Annotated in this window: 4 protein-coding genes; all 4 read right to left on the bottom strand. The window is 68.1% G+C overall.

Translation table 11 applies throughout. The annotated features are described in order from the left end of the window. Nucleotides 1-477 precede the first annotated feature (477 nt). The 4 genes from E6R18_RS12415 to E6R18_RS12430 are packed head-to-tail and all read right to left on the bottom strand — an operon-like array spanning nucleotide 478 to nucleotide 18447. Nucleotides 478-2808 (bottom strand): UvrD-helicase domain-containing protein, encoded by a 2331-nt coding sequence (locus E6R18_RS12415; RefSeq protein WP_136316951.1) that lies wholly within the window; start codon nucleotides 2806-2808, stop codon nucleotides 478-480. Further along, nucleotides 2808-9656: a DEAD/DEAH box helicase gene (locus E6R18_RS12420; protein WP_136316952.1), complete on the bottom strand. Its 6849-nt coding sequence runs from the start codon at nucleotides 9654-9656 to the stop codon at nucleotides 2808-2810. Before E6R18_RS12420 ends, E6R18_RS12415 begins: the two co-directional genes overlap by 1 nt. Beyond that, nucleotides 9653-15283, bottom strand: coding sequence for a hypothetical protein (locus tag E6R18_RS12425; protein ID WP_136316953.1), 5631 nt, complete (start codon nucleotides 15281-15283; stop codon nucleotides 9653-9655). Before E6R18_RS12425 ends, E6R18_RS12420 begins: the two co-directional genes overlap by 4 nt. Then, a complete protein-coding gene (locus tag E6R18_RS12430; RefSeq protein ID WP_240799705.1) occupies nucleotides 15283-18447 on the bottom strand; it encodes a DEAD/DEAH box helicase in 3165 nt (1054 codons plus the stop codon). The genes E6R18_RS12425 and E6R18_RS12430 overlap by 1 nt, the downstream gene beginning before the upstream one ends. Nucleotides 18448-18481 lie beyond the last annotated feature (34 nt).

Here is an 18481-nt window from a genome sequence, read left to right on the forward strand (position 1 = left end):
GGCCACCGCCCTCGATGCGGACACGCGGGTACGACCCGATACGCTTCTTCACCTGGAGAGTGCTTCTTTCCGTGCAGCCACAGGACCCTAGACAAGTCCCATCGTTGCAGGTCAGGGGCACTCTCCGATTATTTGATCAAGCATCGGACACCCCACCTCGCGAAAGCGCGAGGTTAGGTTTCGGACCAGTTCGCGGTAGGCGGTGCGTAGAATGCGCCGCTTCGGTTGGCGGATGACTGCCCGAGCAAGTCTCGCCGGGCGGTGCCGGTGCGGAACCGCAGGGTTCTCGCCCAAGCCGCCCGCAACCGACCAACCAGACGGAGCGCGACGCAGAGGGACGGCTGGGGCATCGGCTCGAAGACTCCAGCTGACTCGTCCCGCCAACGACCTCTCGGTTCAGCATCACGCGAAGCAGAGCCTTGTAGGACGGTCATGAGGCACAACCTTTGTGCCTCCCGCCGGACAGGCCTTCGTCTTTCACGACCGGGAGATATAGGGGCTCGGTGCCCCGTGCCAGCTGATGCGGAGGGTGTCTCGGGCGCGGGTGGCGGCGACGAAGAGGAGGGAGCGGGCCTTGCGTTCCTCGCGGGCGTAGCGCTGGGGATCGGATTCGCGGTAGCGGTCGATGACTGCGGTGCGGGGAATGACACCGTCGCGGGCGCCGACGATGGCGAGTTTCTGGTACTCGAGGCCCTTGAAGCGGTGCATGGTGCCGACGTGGACTTCGCCGTCACCCTTGACGCCGTCCTTGGTGAGTTCGGCTACGGTGAGGCCAGCCTCGGTGGCGAGGTAGTACATGACCTGGTTGACAGAGTCGCGGTCGGCGACGCAGACGGCGATGTTGCCGCGAGGGTCGCGCCGCGGGTTGTTGCCGCCTTCGCCGGAGGTGAGTTCCTCGCGCCAGGCGTGGAGAGTGGTGGCGAGTTGGGTGAGTTCGTCGTCCCAGGTGTCGCAGGGGGCGAGTTCGGGGACTGGGCCGCGAAGGACGGAGCGGTAGCCGGCGAGGGTGTCGGTGCCGTCGTCGAGGTCGTCGTAGGCAGGGGCGTTGCTTTTGGCGTCGACGACCTGCAACGCGCGGGCGAGGATCTCCTTGGTGGTGCGGTAGCTGAGGGTGAGGCGGGAGGAACGACCCCGGATGTTGACGCCGACGGTGCCGAGAGTGACCTGCTGGTCGTAGATGCGCTGGTAGGTGTCGCCGGCGATGAACATGTCGTCGGGGCCGGGGGCGACCATGGCGCGGAGCATCTTCCAGTGGGCGGGGCGCAGATCCTGGGCCTCGTCGACGACGACGTGCTGGTAGCGGTGGGCGATGTAGCGCATGCCGGAGCTGTCGTCGCGGTGGATGAGGTCCTTGCCACCGACCTCGTCCTTACGGTCCTGCCTGGCCTTGATCTTGGCGGCGCGTTCCATCTCGAAGCGGGCCGCTCGTTCGGCGGCCTGGCCCCAGGTTTCGCGGTTCTCCTTGTCGAGGCGGGCGGTGAACTGCTCGAGGATCTTCCAGATCTGGGCGCGTTCGGGGCGGCTGACGGACCGGCCGCGGCCTGCGCGGCGGGCGTCGAAGTACGCCTTGCGGTTGCCGAGCGACTGGCCGAGGATCACCTGTTCCCATTCCTCGTAGAGGAACTCGGGCTCCCAGCGCTTCTCGTCGAGTTCGAACAGGAGGCGCTGCAGGATGCCGATCGCGACGCTGTCGTAGATGCGCTGCTTACCGGTGCCGCTGAGCGAGTTCTCGTTGAGGACGCGGGCCGCGAGCTTGTCGATGTTGGTGATTTCGACGCGGGCGACGAGGCCGGGTTCGAGGAGGGAGGAGAGGCGGGCGCGGAGGTCGACGGTGAGGTTGGTGGTGAAGGTGGTGAGCAGGATGGGCTTGTTGTGGCCGGGAGGGAGCTGCTGGGCCAGGTGCTTGACCCGGTGGAGGGCGACGATCGTCTTGCCGGTTCCGGGACCGCCTGAGACCCGGGCGGGACCGTTGTAGCGGCGGTCGACGAGCTTGGCCTGGGCGGGGTGGAGGAAGACCTTCCAGGCCCGGAAGTCGCCTTCCTCCAGTACGACGCGGAGGTCATCGTCGATGGTGGTGACGGTGGTGCGGGCCAGCGCCGCGCCGAGGTCGTCACGTTCGGTGTCGGCGAGTTTGACCTCGACGGGGGCCGTGATCTCGCGCCGGACCTCGTCGATGGACATCCCGGCGGCCAGGCCGTAGAGGATGTCCTTGGTCAGGAGCGGGGCGCCGGAGACCAGCTGGTCGAGCTCGCCGCTCTCGGTGACGGCGAGTGCGAGGTCGATGAGCTGTGCGGCGACACCGAGCGACCGCAGGTCCTCGCCGGTGATCCCGGAGAGGAGCGGTGCGGCGGACTCTACGGCAATCGACTCGTGAACCTCCGGGGTCGGCGCCGGCTGCTGGACCTCGGCCTCGGGCGCCGGGTCGACCGGGGTGAGGGTGACGCCGGCGCGCTGCAGCACGCTCTGCCCGACGACGGACAGGTCGACGAACTCGATCTCACCGGTGACGCGGTTGATCGCGACGGAGAGTTCCTCGTAGACGTGCTTGCGGTGGCGTACCGCGACGACGAGCCACCGCTCCTGGCCCTGCTCGTCCACGCCGGCCTTGGCGAGGAGGGCTCGGTAGGACTGGTCGATCTTGGCGCGGAAGACCCGTCCGTCGCCCTTGAGGGGCTTGAGGTCGAGGCCCGGGTGGTCGGGGTTCTGCCGGAATCGGTGGCAGAAGTCGTAGAACTTTCCCTTGACCGAGCGGTCGAGCTTGTACAGCTCGTGTTCGGCCTTTTCGTACAGGCTGAGCCGGGCGGTCATCAGGAGTGGGAGCCTTCCGTGTCGGGGAGGAGTGTCAGGAGGGTGTCGAGGTGGTCGAGCCAGTCGGTGGCGGTACGTACGGTCCAGCCGTCGGCGGCGTACGCCTCGTCGCGTTTGCGGCGCTCTTCTTCGGCTTGTGATCCGTGTGTGTCCGGCGCCACGACGACAGCGATCTTGATTTGGGAGTCGTCCCAGGCGAAGTCCGTCTGCCAGCCGCGTTCGCCCAGTTCGTAACCGAAGACAGGTGCCTTCTTGCCCTTGGCGGCGATCTTCTTGGCCAGCCGGGTGAGGTCGGATTCCGGTTCGTCCTCTTCCAGGAGCTCGATGATGTCCTCGTCCCAGCTCCGATCCCGCAGGACGCCGGCGACCATCTTCTCCAGAGAGGACTCCTCCGGCGATTCGGCGTCGGCCACAGCGGCGAGTACCGCGGTGCGGCTGTCCACCACCGAACTCACCTCGCCGGTAGCCGGGTGCCGCTGGACGATCAGCGATTCGAGTTCGCCGACGCCTCCACCGATGGTGAGGACCTCCACCGGGTAGTCGGCGGCCTGGCTGCTCGCGAGCTGGATGCCGTCGCCGCCGGCGAAGGCCAGGAACTGCAGCAGATTCGACCAGTACAGCCAGGACCGCCACAACAGCTTGTGTTCAACGGTGCCCAGGCTCGCGGTGCGGTCATCGAGTACGGCGATGGCGCTCCAACCCGGCTCCTGGCCGGAGGCATCCACGGTGTAGATCAGCGGGAGCCCGTTCTCGTCCACGGCGTGCAGGACGAGGATCGCTCCGTCGCCTTCCCCGGCTTCCGGCCCCGGCGCCTGACCGCCGCCGAGGGCAGTGAGAGCGGCCCGTACGGCTTCGCGTGCCTGGCCCCGGTCGGCCTGCTGTACGAGCGGCTCCGGCGCGCTCATAAGCCCGCCGACCAGCGCCTTGGCCCGCCGCCCCCATGCGGTACGGGAGGGCTGGCGCAGGTAGGCGAGGAGCGTGTCGATGGGATTGGCGAACACAGCGGCAGAGAAGTGGGCGCGGTCGCCGCCCAGCTCCTCGTACCACTCCTTGGCGGTGTCCTGGCCGATGCGCCGATAAGGCGGCCACACCGGCTGGGCCTTGGCGGCGTCGCCCTTTTCGAAGAGCTCCAGGTCGTCCCAGGTGATCTGGAAGACGATGTGCCCGTCGGCCCGCAGCTGGTTGCGCTTGGTGCAGTCGGGCGCGATTCGGTTGTGCTTGCGGCTGGCGTGGTATCGGTGGCCGTCGAGGTAGACGGTGACGAGTCGGCGGGGGCCGTCGGTGGATTCAAAGGTGAAGTCGGTGCGGGTGTGCTCCATGTTGCGCTGGGCGGTGAGCCGCCAGCCGGTCGAGCGGACGGACTCGGTATCGGCGGCCTCTCCCGCACTGGCCGTGGGACCGGTGAAGCGGAGGTATCCGCTGTTCGTTCCGCTCTCGTCGAGTGCGGCGTCGTCCTGGTTCTCGCTCCACTTGCGCAGGGCGGCCAGGAAGCGGGCCTCCAGGTCGGACTCGACCTGCTTGTCCAGGCCGATCAGTTCGGTGGACGCCACCTTGGTGACCGCCCACCCGTCGACGGGGTTACCGTCGGCGTCGCGTAGCGGCTCGCCGTTCTCGTCGACCGGGCCGAGGAGGTCACCGAGGATCTCCAGGGCCTCGTGGCGTGAGACGACGTCCTGGTGGCGTTCCTCGGTGTAGCGGTGCAGACAGCGGTGGCAGGCCCGCAGGCCCTCGTCCTGACAGGGGCAGGCGAGGAGCGCGACACGGGCCTTGAGGAGCATCTCCTTGAAGTCGCCGGGGTCGGTTAGCCGGTCCAGATATCCGGTGCCGCCGGGGAGCCGGTCGAAGAGCACCAGGAAGTGGCGCTTCTCGCCGGTGGCCTGGTCGGGCATGCGGGCCAGTGTGGTGTCCAGGTGCGCGGGGTCGCCGCCGAACTGCCGGTCGACGCCGAGCCGAAGTGCGGCCTTGAAGGAGTAGATCTTCTCTTCGACGAGCACGGTGGCCGCCGGCAGGAGCACCCGCAGCGCCTCCGTGTTCAGCTGGTGGGCGAGGAGTACCGCCTGCTGGGGAACGGCAGTGGCCTTCTTCCCACGCCGTAGCGGGCACCACGGTTGGTGGTGCTTGACCTTCGGGTTGCGGGCGGCAGAGGAGTCCAAGGCGTCGGTGGCGTGGTCGAAGACCGGTTTACCGTCGGCGGTTGCCGCCCCGCACGCGGTGCACACGTGGAACGGGGCCATGCGGACGTCCTGCCCGGCGAGTTCGTCCTCGGTCTGGCTGTCGAACCGCATCGGGCCGACGTTGATGCGGCGGATTACCGCCTTGCGGCAGTAGTCGACGCCGAAGGTGTGGTGGGCGTGCCGCCAGGACGCGCCGTGCTTGATCTCCTCTCGGGGGATGTCCACCGCGTCGATGACGGTGTAGTAGCGCTGTTCCCGGTCGTCCTTGTCGTCGCCGATACGGGCGTCCTCGCGCTTGTCGCGGGAGGTGACGGTCGTGGGCTCGATGACCTGGTGCAGGCAGGAACCGTCGTCCGCGATCCCGGCGCTGCCGCAGCGCGGGCATGGCGAGCGGTCGTCCATGGCGTCCTCGGTACGGACGTAGCCGCACTCCTGGCAGAACCGCCAGGCCTTCCAGTCCGGCTGAGAGGGGCTGCCGATGTCGATGCCGGTGATCTCGTGCTTGTAGCCGTTGACGTAGAACGTGTTGCCGGGAGCGAGTTCGGACAGGGCGTAGCGCCGGGGCCGGTCGTAGGAGCGGATCTTGGAGTCGAAGCGGTCCCGTCCGGTGTTCGGATCCGTACCGTCGACCCAGTACAGCGTCGCGTTGAGGGTCGTGACGGAGTCGATGAGCGCGTAGTTCGGCAGCAGCCCGAGATCACACAGGGCCTGCTGGGCGGTGATGAGCCCGAGCTTGCTCAAGCGCTTGCCGAGCGACCGGTGTTCGGCGTCGAGTTCGGCCTTACGGTCGCGCTGCTCGTCCTCGGTGTCGTGGAGTTCATCGCGGGCCTCCGCGATGTACCGCAGTCGCCGCCGCAGCACCTCCTCGGCGTGGAGCCACTGTCGCTCGGCCCGCTCCACCGCGCTGCGCAGCCCACGCCCGGCGAAGGCCCGCAGGTCGTCGGCGGCCTGCTCGTTGACGCCGACGGGAAATAGGTCCAGGAACCCCTCGACCAGGTTCGAGGCGTCAGCGAGCGCCGCTTCGACGAGATCGGCGAGGTATCCGGACGGGCCGAAGAGGGCCGGAGCGTCCCGTACGACTGCGGGCAGCGGACGGCCGTCAGTGCGCGACAGCCGGCCCCGCGCGGCGAGGTCGAGGAGGTGTGCGAGGTACTGGCGGCGCAGGATCTCGATGGCCGACAGGTGACTGCCCGGCGGCACGATCTGCCCGGCGATCATCTCGCGCGGCTGCTCCAGGTAGTACAGGTCTCGGCGGCTGCGGTCGGGGATGGTCAAGAGGAACGCGTTTCCGGTACGGCGCCCGGCCCGGCCCACCTGCTGGGCGTAGTTGGCAGCGCGCCTGGGCAGCGCGGCGAGCACGACAGCCGACAGGTCGCCGATGTCGATGCCCATTTCGAGCGTCGGCGTACAGGACAGCACGTTGGGATCCTTGAACCCGCTGCCGTCCTTGAACGCCGCCTCGACCCCCTCCCGCTCCGGCCGGGTCAGCATGCCCGTGTGCTCGGCCGTGATGACCTGGTACGTGCCCGCCTTCCGGTACAGCCTGCGGTAATAGTCCTCGCGGTAGTTACGGTCCCGCTGGTGCTTGCCGAGCCCCTCGGGCCGGTCGCCGGCGACGAGATGGCCGGCGCGGCAGCGGTAGGACGGGCAGCGCTGACCGTCCCACTGCGCGAGCATGCCGGGGTGGACGGTCTGCTCCCAGAAGCAGTCCGGGCAGCGAACAAACGCCTCGTTCACCTCGGCGTCCTTCAACAGCTGTACGTCGATCGCGCCCGGCTTCAGACCATAGACGCGCAGGCTGCTGTCGGTCGGAGTGCGCACCGAGAGCAGGCCCGCCTCGACCAGCGCGGGCAGGAGCCGCGACCAGAACTCCGCGGCCTGCTCTCGCGGCAGCCCGAGCGTGCGCTGTGCCCACCGCTCGTACCAGGAGAGACGGCCGGTCGCGAAGTCGAACTCGCTCTTCGTCTTGGGCGCGTTGAGCAGGAACACCGGGGCCGCGATGCCCTTGGGGAAGGCGCGCATACCGGGAGGCCGCTTGCCCCAGATGAAGTACCGGCTGGTGCCGGCCTCCGAGAGGTACCCCTCCAGCCACTTGTGACCGATCGCGCCCCGGGTCCGCAGCCGCTCCAGGAAGATCCGCAGAAACCCGAGGTAGCGGGCGTCGTCCTGCTCGATGACTGGCAGCCCGCCGCCGTGCCCGTACGGCTCGGTGTGCGCGGCTTTGACCAGGGCGATCGCGGCGGCGGGGTCCTCGATGCGCACGTGGGCGGCGGCGGTGCGAGTGAGTTCCAGGGTGCGGCCGTTGCGGGAGCGGAAGCCGAACTCCATCAGCGCCTCGAACGCGAAGCGCTCGCCGATCAGCTCCCAGGTCTTCCTGTCCCCGCCTCGTCCCTGACCGGACAGGAGCCGCTTGACGCCCTTGAAGTCGTGCAGGTCGGTGGGGACGACGGCGGCAAGGGTCTCGCGGTCGGTGGTCGCCGCGACCACGTCGGCGATCAGGTCGTGCAGCGCGGTCGGCGTCTCCTCCGAAAGATGCTTCTTGAACAGTGCGCGCAGGGAGAAGGTGTACGAGCGGCTGGCCACGAATCCGGCCCGGTGTGCGGCATCCTGCACCGAGTCGTTGAACATCAGGGTCTTGTCCTCACCCTGCGACCTGTCCATCTCGCCGCCGGTGAACAGCTGGGTGACCGAAGCCGCAGCGAGGGCGGCGGCACCGGTACCGAGGAAGCGGATCGCGTTGTGCGAGCCGCAGGCCGGGCACCAGTCGTCCTCTGCGGCGGTGGTCGCGGTGTCCCCGAAGTAGACGAGGACGAAGGCTGAGTCGGAGCCCGCCAACCGGGGCGCACCGGTCTCCTGGTCGTAGTCCTCGACCGGATCGGGCAGCCGCAGGCGGCGCTTCGGCCCGTCCAGTACACGCAACTGCCCGGCGTTGGTGGCCGCGAGGGCGGTGCTGCCCCGGCCCGCACCGCGCCCGGCCTCGTCCATCGGGGCGGCACCGGAGCCCTCCTGGGCCTCCTTCTCGGTGGCCGCTATCAGGTTCCGGACCCGCATCTTGTCCTGGCTGACCGAGGCACGCCGGATCTTGTGCGTGTCGACCTGTACGTCCGCGTCGTCGGTCTCCGGGGAGAACACTGCCCAGCCCGAACGGCCGCAGTCACGGCAGTAGACGGCCGGCAGGAACAGATTCGCGGCCGCGCCCGCGGTCGCCGTGGTCACCGGGGCGGTACGGGCCGGCTGCTCGCCCGAGTGGTGGGCGGAACCGGCAGAGTCCCACTGGAACTCGGCCTTGGGCCACGGCAGCACACCGCGTACGACTCGCGACACTGACCGCGCCCACTGATGCACCTCGACCTGCACGAAGGGCCTCGGCCTCTCGGGCGTGGAGGCAGGATCACGAGCCACCGAGAGCAGCGCCAAGAGCCGGGCGAGGGCGGACGCCGCCACTTCCGGCTGCCGGGTGATCGCCTGCCCCCAGGAGAACGCGCCCCGCCGCCACATCAGGTCCAGCACCTCGGGCACGGTCCGCACCTGACCGTCCAGAGCATGCATCACCGCCGAGGTCAGCATGTGCTTCTTCAATAGCCCGCCGAGCACGAGCGGGTCGGTCTCACGGGTGCCGGTGACGGCCTCGACGAGCGCGAGGAACTCCTCCTCGCCTAGCGAGGGGTCAGGAAGGGTGGCCAACTCGTCCGGGACCGGGATCGGCAGCATCGGATCGAAGCCGCTCGGCGGCACGAACTCGTCCACCGTCTGCCGGTGCTCCCCGATGATCGAGGACACGTCGAACTCCATACCGAACACCTGTGTCGCGACGTCGAGCAGCTGGCGGACCCCATCCTGGTCCGTGCTGTCGGAGGCGAGCGTTGCCGAGGTCGCCACCGGGCAGATCCGCCCCAGCGGACGGCCCTTCTCCGTTACCCCGACCGCCGAGGCGAGGCGGCGCAGGAGCATCGCGACGTCCGTGCCCTGCGCACCGTCGTAGGTGTGGAACTCGTCCACGACCACGTACCGGATATCCGCGTCCGCCCACAGCGGGGCGTCCTGTGCCCGCTGGAGCAGCAGGTCCAGCATCTTGTAGTTCGTGATCAAGATGTCGGGCGGCGAGATCTGCATGTCCGACCGGCGCGTGTAGACCCGGTCGTAGTGGGTCGCCGCCTTGTCGCCGATGTAGAGCCCGGCCCGCACCTTCTTCAACGTCTCGTGCTCACACAGGAGTTCGTTGATGCGCCGGGCCTGGTCGGTGGCGAGCGCGTTCATCGGGTAGAGGATTACGGCCTTGACCCCGGCCCGGCCGGCCGCCCGCTCACGGGCACAGTGGTCGAGTACGGGATAGAGGAACGACTCCGTCTTGCCGGAGCCGGTACCGGTCGTCACCAGCGTGGGCTTCGGCGTATGCCCGCCTGCCGAGGACAGTCGCTCGAAGGCCTTCGCCTGGTGCGCGTACGGTGTCCAGCCGTCAGTCCGTCGCCAGTCCAGATAACTGGTCCAGGACGCGTCGGCCGCGACGAACGGCGTGCGCAGGCGGAGGAACGGCCCTCGGAACATCCCGGAGTTCTCGTCCCCCAGGAACCGGTGCAGCGCCTGCCGCGCACCCTCGTCGGTCAGCGCGTAGGTGGTGGACAGGTACTGCAGCAGGCTCTCTTTGAGCCCCTGCGCCTCGAGCGTCGGCCTCACGGCTTGGGCACCTCCTGCGTGACCGGGTCCCACTTACCGGCCTCGACGGCGGCGTCGAGACGCTTCTGGAAGTAGGCGTGGGCCTCGCGCATCTCGGTCTCGCGGTCGGCCTTGTAGAAGGGGGCGGTGTAGCCGGTGGGGATGGGGGCATTCTCGGGGTCGGCCTGGTACGCCTCGAACTGGGTCCACGAATCCTTCGTTTGACGCTGCCCGATCGTGCGGGCGTAACTCGCCAGCTTCCAGCCCTCGGCGTCGAACCAGCTTGCTGCCTCGTACTTCTGGAGCACGGGGAAGCGGCCCCGGTAAGCGGCGATGAGGGCGTCGGCGTCCATGCCGAGCCAGACGGCGACGAGAGCGTCGATCTCGACGAGAGCGGACCGGCGGGCTCGCTCGGAGCGGAGGGGGGTCGATCCTTGCCAGGTCGGGGAGACAGACTCCAGCGGAGCAATGCCTGGCCACTGCGCAGCCCAGGGTTCGTACGCGAGCCAAGTCGGGTCGTAGAGCTCTTCCCAGAGTTGGGCGTAGGCGCTGGTCAGGCAGTTGAGACGCAGGGCACGCAGAAGGAGTGCCGAGGCAAGGGGATGACTCGATTGCGGGGCTGGCATTCGAGATGCCTGCGAAGCATCCAAATTCGCAGTGCCCGTGAGCCGAACCAAGTAGTCCAAGGGAACGGATGCGAAGAACCCGGCGACCAAGCATGTGAGCCGACGATCAGCAACTACCATGCTGCGGATTCCATCGATGTGTGACACGCCAGGCGGGAGCACCGCGGGAAAGAGCGCGCGCTCACTGTTCGGGGAGATCATCTTTCTCCAGGCGACCCGTGGAAAGACCGTGAACCGTCGTCGTGCCCGATCCACGAGAAGCGCGTCCACCTTCTCTGGGTCCGCCTTCGTCTCGGGTACGTCATACGCACGGGCGACCTGCTGACGTGCCCGTGCCACAGCCTTCTCATCAGCCCGGAGTCGTGCGAGCGCCCGGTGATCGATCCAGCGGTCCTGCGCCGCGAGGTACTCCTGGGACTGTCCCTCGGCCCGTACGTATGCGGTGTCCGGCACGAAGTCCACGGCGAGATTCATCAAGTCCGCGCCGTAAGCGTCATTGCTGTTGGCGTCGTGGCGTTTGAACACCGGCGTGGCGACACTCAGCTGGGGGCCCTTGAGGATGACGTGTCGCCAGCGATCGGGCTGGTACGGGTTCCCTGTGGTGCTGTCGGGACGGTTGTAGTCGATCAGGTTGTCCTTCTTCGCCCCGCTCTCGTGGTACCCGGGAGAGATCTGCGGTGCGAAAGCACCCAGCCTTACCGGGTAGTCGGCCAGAGCGCTGATAGCTGGAGCTTCCCCGGTGCTGACCGGGAACAACAGGCGCGCCTGCTGTACGGGCTGCTGCCCTTCGTCGTCGAGCAGGCGCTGCCACACAGCGAGCAGGTCTTCATCGACGTGCACGACGCGCGCCTTGTGTGGACGTTCATCGAACTCGGCGTTCTTATATCGAACTCCGGGTACGTCGCCCGAACCGTCGTGGTCGGACGAGTACCGCAGGGCGTCTGCAGACACCAGCCAGGAGAGATGGTCGAAGCCGATCTCCTTGACGTTGCCGTAGATGTTCACGCCGAAATGTGTGCCGTCGCCAACGGGACGGGGAAAGAATCGCTGCCCGGAGTTGACGAAGTCGCCGTGAATCCGAAGCCGCCGGTATGCAGCCTCCCGGAGCGCCCCCTCCTTGTCGCCCGTGAAGTGGGTGTCGGAATGCAGGAACCCCGTGGTGCCTGCGGCAGCGTTATGATCCCACGCTTGGCACATGAAGGCCCTGTAGAGGTCCGGCTGGGTCCCCGTTAGCAACGGATACACCTGCGGGGAACCGAAGAAGCCGACCTGGGCGACGACGTCCGTGATCTCGCCCTGCACATACTGCTTGATTCGTGGCGCACTGAGCAGTTCCGAGCGACGCTTGTCCTTTGCGGATGTGGACGCCCGCTCCTCCAGCGCGAACCAAGGCTCGTGCTCTGCGAGAACCCCGGAGTCGTCCCAACGGGGACGCACCCAAGGCGGGTTGCCGACCTGGAGGTCGAACCCGCCGCCTTGAGCGAAGACGAGCGCGTACTCAAGTTCCCAGTGCAGGAACCCCTGGTCCTCCGCGATGTCACGGACTGCACCCATCCAGGGAAAGCGCGCCTCAGGCTCCCACTGATCCATGTCCATCTCGGTCTCGTCCTGAATGAGCTGCTCGTAGTCGCTGAGCTCCTCCAGGGTGTTGAGGGACCCGATGAGCGACCCGGCGTCCGGGACCGGCCCTCGGCCGAGCATGGCCTCCAGGAAGTCCAGCCAGTCGTCAAGGTCCTTCAACGGGATGAGCGGCCGGCGGGCGGGGCGTGAGAGGTCGGAGGCGGGCTGCTTCCTGGTCTTCACCGTCGTTTTCGACGGGCCGACCTCCTTGACCTCCACGTGGACCACACCATTGGAGGACGCCTCGATGTCGGACATCGAGATCTGGTCGCCCTCCATGGCGAAGAGCATGGTGTTCTCCACGAAGCGCGGCGCGCTCGTGGGCATGGGCGGGGACGGAGGCGGGGTCACCCCGGCCTCAGCCGCCGACGCGGCCTCGACGGGGGGCACTGCATCACCCAGCGGCACCACAGTCGCGGACATCGCCTCGATCAGGTCGCCGATACTGCCGGCGCCCTCACCCCCCACCACAGGCGCACCTGCATACGCGTCGTCCGTCCCGTCGAGCAGCCCCGCCTTGCTCACTGGCCAGAACCACAGCGCGCACCACGCGTCCATGACGCGCTTGAGCCGCCAGTACGGGGTTCCCGCCGCGCGGAACAGGTCCGCGTACACCTTCTCCTTTGACATCCGCACGGCGGTGGCATCCGAACTGCCGTCGTCCTGCCTCAGGAAGGCGAACTCCTCGTCCTTCGTATCCGCGCCCCACACGTCGATGCTGCGAGCGATCTCCCGCTCCGACAGCTCCATCCGCTTCACGACCAGCGACCACAGGAACTCCGCCCGCTGCGCCGCATCCCGCAGCCGCGTGTACTGCGAGGTCGCCTCGTCGCCGGACTTTCGGTCGAGGATCGGCTCGCCGGTCTTCTTGTTCAGCCGTCGTGCCGGCGTCTTCAGAATCCCCTTCTTCCACTCTGCGAGATCCTTCACCCCACCCTCGGCCAGCTGCACGAGCAGCTTCTTCGCGTCGCCGCTCGCACCCGTGACCGCCGCCCACCCCGGTGTCGGCAGCAGGAACTGGTGTACTGCCCCGTTCGGCAGCGGCTGCTCGACCTCGTCCTTCAGGAAGGGCAGCGGTTCCGGCGCGAGCGGCTTGGCGTTGAGCCAGGGGGCCTTGCCCTTCAGCGGCGCCACGTTCCCCGCCGCGTACACGGCCCGCCGCCCGCCGATCAGCGAGTTTCCGCGCCGCAGGTGCAGCCCGAACCACGGGGCCCGCATCCCGGGATGCATGGTGTTCAGCCACATCGAGACCTCGGCCAGCTCGACGCCGGTTGCGTTGAGGTCCACGCCGTAGGCGTTGTGCAGGGCGATGTACGCCTTGGCCTTCTGCTTCTCCGTCAGCGCGTCGCCCGTCGGCACAGACACACCCAGCTCGTCCTGCCGGCGCCGCAGGTACTCCTCGGCGACCTGGTTGATCGCCTCGTTGAGGAACGCCCCCGACCCCAGCGCGGGCTCACAGATCCGGTACTTGAGCAGCTCCGAGGCGCGTGTCTTCACGACGTTTCCGTCGGCGTCGCGCTCCTGGTCGAGCCGGTGCTTGAGCGCCAGCTCGACGGTGACCTTCGTCAGCGACTCGGGCGTGTAGTACGAGGCGGACGTCTCCCGGTCACGGCCGGCCAGGCGGTACACGAACCGGCCCGGCGGGTACTTCTTCGGGCCGCGCAGTCCCTTCACCGCGTCCCGCTCGTCGTACGTCACCCAGGTGTTCTCGGGATACTCCTTGAGCCGCTGCGAGGGCACCAGCCAGGAGCCCTTCGCCGGGTCGCCGCCCTTGGCGACCTCGCACAGCTCTTCCTCGGCGATGATGCCGGTGTACGACATCAGCCCCTCGTAGACGGCCCCGAGCTGGTTGATGCCCAGGTTGCGGTAGGAGATAAAGCCCGCTCGGCCCCCGGCCCGTTCGGCCTTCTTCAGGGTCAGCAGACGCAGCACTTCGTGCAGGGCGCTGTTGCGCGGACGCAGGTCCAGCCAGCGTGGCTCGTTGTCCTCGTCGCTGCGCGGGTCGCGGGTCTCGTTGCCGATGAGGCGGACGGAGCCACGCTCGAAGAGCTCGCTGCGCAGGGGCTCGAAGCGCAGTCCGCGGTCCTCGCTCCGGTACTTCGCCTTTCGACGACGGGTGTCCTCGTCGTCGCCGGGCAGGGCGTCGTTCGGCTCGGTGCCATAGGGCCGGTAGCCGTTGTTGACCTTCTTGAAGAGGACGTCCAGCGAGGCGTGTAGATGGAATCCGTTACGAGCCGTCTCCTCGGTCAACAGCTCGTCACGCTCCACCAGTTCCCGCAGGCGGGCCATTGAGTAGCCAGCCTCGTAGGAGCCGTCGTCGGCGGGCAAGATACCCAGTTCAGGGCGGGCCTCGGCATACAACAAGAACAAAATGCGGTAGAGGTAGCGCAGCGACTCCCGGGTGAGCTGCCGGGCGAACGTCAGGTCCGGGCGCTCGATGTCGCGCGGGTCCAGCCCAGAGTCCTCCAGGCGATCCAGGACCGCATTGGCGATGATCTCGACGGACCTCTGGAGCCCTTCGCGAAGCTCTCCGGAGACGCCGACCGCGTTGTCGCGGGAAGCTTTGACCAGCGCGTCGATGGCCGGCGGTTTGCCGTCCTCGGCCGGTGCGAGTATGTCGTGGCTGAACAGGCCCGCGATCGTGGCGAGTTCGCCGTGCTGACGGCGATCGTTGCGCTCCAGGGCGGCGTCGAGGTTTGCGGAGAGGTAGCGGCCCTCGCCCCAGGCATGCCGGTCGGCGAGGACGATGACGCCGCCGCACAGGAGTAGTACGAACCGCGGGGCCGCGCCACCCTCCTCACGCAGCTCGCTCTGGAACAACCAGGTGGCGAGCGCCTGCCCGGTCTCGTAACTCTCACCGCTGCCCGCCCGCAGCGGGTGGAGCAGGCGGCCGTACCCGTCCGCGTCGAGCGCCGTGTCGTTGCTCGCCGACCAGCCGCAGTCCAGGGCTACGATGCCGTCGCTGTGCCAGGCCACGGTCACCTCGTGCTCGCGCCCGGCACGGTGCACGATCAGGGTCCGTGCGGCGGGTTCCGCTGAGACGGAGGGGAAGCCGAGCGCAGCGAGGACCTGCCGGTGCCAGTCCTGAACGCGCTCGCACCACTCCGCGTCCCCGTAGGTGTTGAGGCGGGCCTCGAAGGCCGCGTTTTCCGGGTACTCGTCATCCTGCTCGTCGGCCTTGGCCTGCTCGGCGAAGAAGCCGCGGTACTTCTCGTCCAGGTACGTCGAGCGCAGTGCCCGCACCGACTCGCGCGGCGTGGGGCGCGGGTCGTGCTCGTCGCTCTCTCGGTTGGCCCAGGCGGCGAAAACGCCCTTCTTGAGGCCTTCGCCGAGCTGCTCGGCGAAGTAGAACGCGGACAGGTACTCGCCGCGGTTGGAGAAGGAGTCGAAGTCGGTACTCATCAGGCGATCGTCTCTCCGGCAACAGGCGCAGCGGATACATCGGTGACGTCAGCAGGCGTCGCGGACAGCGGTTCAAGGACGCCGAGCAGGCGCAGCATCGGCGCTCCGGAGGTCCGTAGCGACCGGATCATGGACTTGCGAAGGCTCGCCGTGAGGTTCACGTCCTGCTTGGCCTTCTGCGAGCGGGTGGAGGCGGCGAAGAGGGCGTCCTGCTGCCACTGGGCGACCCGCTTCTCGTAAGGGGCGAGCACCGCGTCGATCGCCTCCTTGTACTCCGCCGCCCGGTCGGTGAGGAACCCGGTCGCCGCGTCGACGGCCGCCGGCACCAGCGTCTGGAGCCCCTCCCGGTTGGCCGGGGTGGCGCGTCCGGGCATCTTCGGGCCGACATTGCACGCGGCGAGGAAGGCGTCGTCAATCCGTAGAACGCGCGGTGCGGTGGGCAGGCCGACGACGGCCATCCACTCCACGACGGTGGGACGGCCCACCGCGTTGGAGTAGATGCCCTGGACCAGATACACCGGACCGGCCAGGTCGGCCGGTAGCTGCTCGTCCAGCTTCCCGGCCGCTTCAAGATCGGGGGCGAAGGCGAGAACGAAGGCCTCGTCGTGGCGCAGGGCGGCCAGAGCCTTGTCGGTTAGCCAGTCCAGGACGGGATGGACGTCCGACACGTAACTGACGTTGGGCCACTGGCTCTCGGTGGTCTCCCGGGCGACCTCGAGACGCTTGGCCGCGAGCCCCTTGTCGAAGGTGATCCGCAGCCGGCCCTCCTTCTTCGAGGTCGGCAGGATGCCTTGGTCGGTCAGGTACGACTTGGGCAGCGACTTCAGCCGGTACACCAGGTCCGGCGGCGGTTCGAAGGCGATCGTGCCATCGTCCTCACGGCGGAGCTTGAGTACGTTCTCGGGCTTGTCGGGGAAGTACGTCTGGCGCAACGCCTCGTCGAAGTAGGCGGCCGTGGAACCTGCGGCGCCGAACAGGCTCGGCACCGTGGCGACGGGCACGTCGTCGGTCGGCTTCTTGGCACCGACATTACCCATCAGCCGGCCAAGCATCGCCTTCGCGCCGCCGCTGGACTTCTTGATGGACTCTTCGACCGTTCGCCCGGAGATCAAGTCTCGCGTCAGGCGGTCCTCTTCCTCCTTTGCCCGGTAGATACCGGTGACTGCCTCCGCCGAGCCCTCGATCCGGTGCGCCTCCTCCTCACGGGCCAGGAGCTTGGAGCCCACCAGGCGGTCGTCCAGATGCAGCGGCTCGCCCTTCTCATCCGTGCGCCATTCCACATCGCCGGTGAGGACCATGGCCCGGAACTGGGGGGCCTTGCTCTGTCCGTACCGGTCGATACGGCCGTTGCGCTGCTCGATGCGGATCAGCGACCACGGAAGGTCGTAGTGAATCAACTGGTGGCACTGCTGGTGCAGGTTGACGCCTTCGGAGGCGACATCGCCGGTGAACAGGATGCGGACCGGGTCGGTCTTCAGCCCGAACTTGGAGACGATGTCCTTCTGCTCGTCCTCGTTGCTGGCCTCGCCGTGCATGACCTGGACCGCGCCGCCGTAGGCCAGCCAAGGCTTCGACTCCGCCACGGACTCCTCGAGCTTGGTACCGGCCCGGAAACCGAGCCTGGACGGGACCACTTCGGCGAGCCACTTCAGGGTGGGGATGCGCTCCGAGAAGACCACGACCCGCATGTCCGACCCTGGGCCCACCCCGATCTCTTTCAGCTCGCGCACCAGGGCGTCGAGCTTCGCGGAGTCGTCGTCGCCGATGTCGGCGGCAAGGCGCTCCAGCTCCACGATGGCCTCGCGCTCAATACGGCGCTCGGCCTCGCGGGCCGCCGGATCCTGCCCCCTCCTGACCTTGAGGGGAGCCTCCAGGACCTTCCGCCGCGCCGCGACCGAGTCCTGGAAGGCCCGGTGCGAGGACAGGAACGACTTCAGCAGATTGTAGGCCACCATCGTGTCCGCGCACACCGAGGAGGCGGCCGGATCGCGCGGTGTCCACCGCGCGGCGAGCTCCTCCAGGACCGCCTGCTCCTTCGCCCCGGCCTCGCAGACCACCGGCCGGGACGGGCCGCGGTCGGCCCACTTGCCCTTGAGGGAGTCACGGACCTCGCGGTCGGTCTTGGTCCGCCGGATGTACAGGTGACCGAGGTCCTTCACCTCGTACTCCCACGTGTTCGCGATCGCTGTCTTGTCCAGCATCCGGATCAGCTCGGCGAAGGACTCCGTCGCACCGTTGTGCGGAGTCGCGGAGGCGAGGATCAGCGCGTCCGTGTGCTCGGCCAGGGCGCGGGCGAGGTCGTTGTTCTTGGTGCCCCGGTTGACCAGGTTGTGCGACTCGTCGATGACCACCGCGTCCCAGTGGGAGTTCTCCAGGTGGTGGGCGTAGACGTCGCTCTTCAGGGTGTCCACGGAGATGATCGCGCGCTTGAAGTACGCGAACGGGTTGCGGCCGGCCGGGATGTCCCGCTGGATGCGCTGGATACCGGTGGAGTCGAGGCGGACCAACGGGATGGAGAAGCGGGTCCACAGCTCGCGCTGGAACTGCTCCAGGACGTGCGCCGGAGTGACCACCAGGATGCGCTCGCCGCGCCCGCGGCGGATGAGCTCGGCGAGCAGGATGCCGATCTCCAGGGTCTTGCCCAGCCCCACCACGTCGGCGATCAGGACCCGCGGCTGTGGATTCTCCTTGGACAAAGCAAGCTCGGCGGGGCGCAGCTGGTGGGTCTGCTGGTCCATGAGGAAGTTGTCGGCCAGCGCGAGACCGTGCTCGGTCTGCGGGAGCGCGGTCTTGCGGATGACCGCCTCCAGGTAGAGGCGGGCCTTGCGGTGGTTCGGTGAGTCGTCCGGGACCAGGAGAGTCTTCTTCGGGTCGAGGGCCTCGATGTAGTCGAGCTTGTCGTAGAAGACAGCGTCCGTCCCGCGGACGAAGGAGGAGACTCCGGTGGCCTCGACCATCCAGTCCTCGTCACCCACCGGCGTAACGGTCTTGACCAGCCATTGCTCGTCGCGGACCCGGACCTGCGCGCCCGGCGCGTACTTGGCCTGGCGGGTCAGGGAGGCGGCACCTGCGGGGCCGGAAACGGCGGAGTCCGCGGCTTCATCCGCAGTGTCCTCCGTGTCGAACGCGCCCTGACCGTCGCCGGTCTCCGTCACGCTGGTCACGTACCGCTCCATTCCTTCATACTGCTGTTTCACA

The sequence above is a fragment of the Streptomyces sp. A1277 genome, assembly GCF_004795015.1.
In the GTDB taxonomy this organism is placed as follows: Bacteria; Actinomycetota; Actinomycetes; order Streptomycetales; family Streptomycetaceae; genus Streptomyces.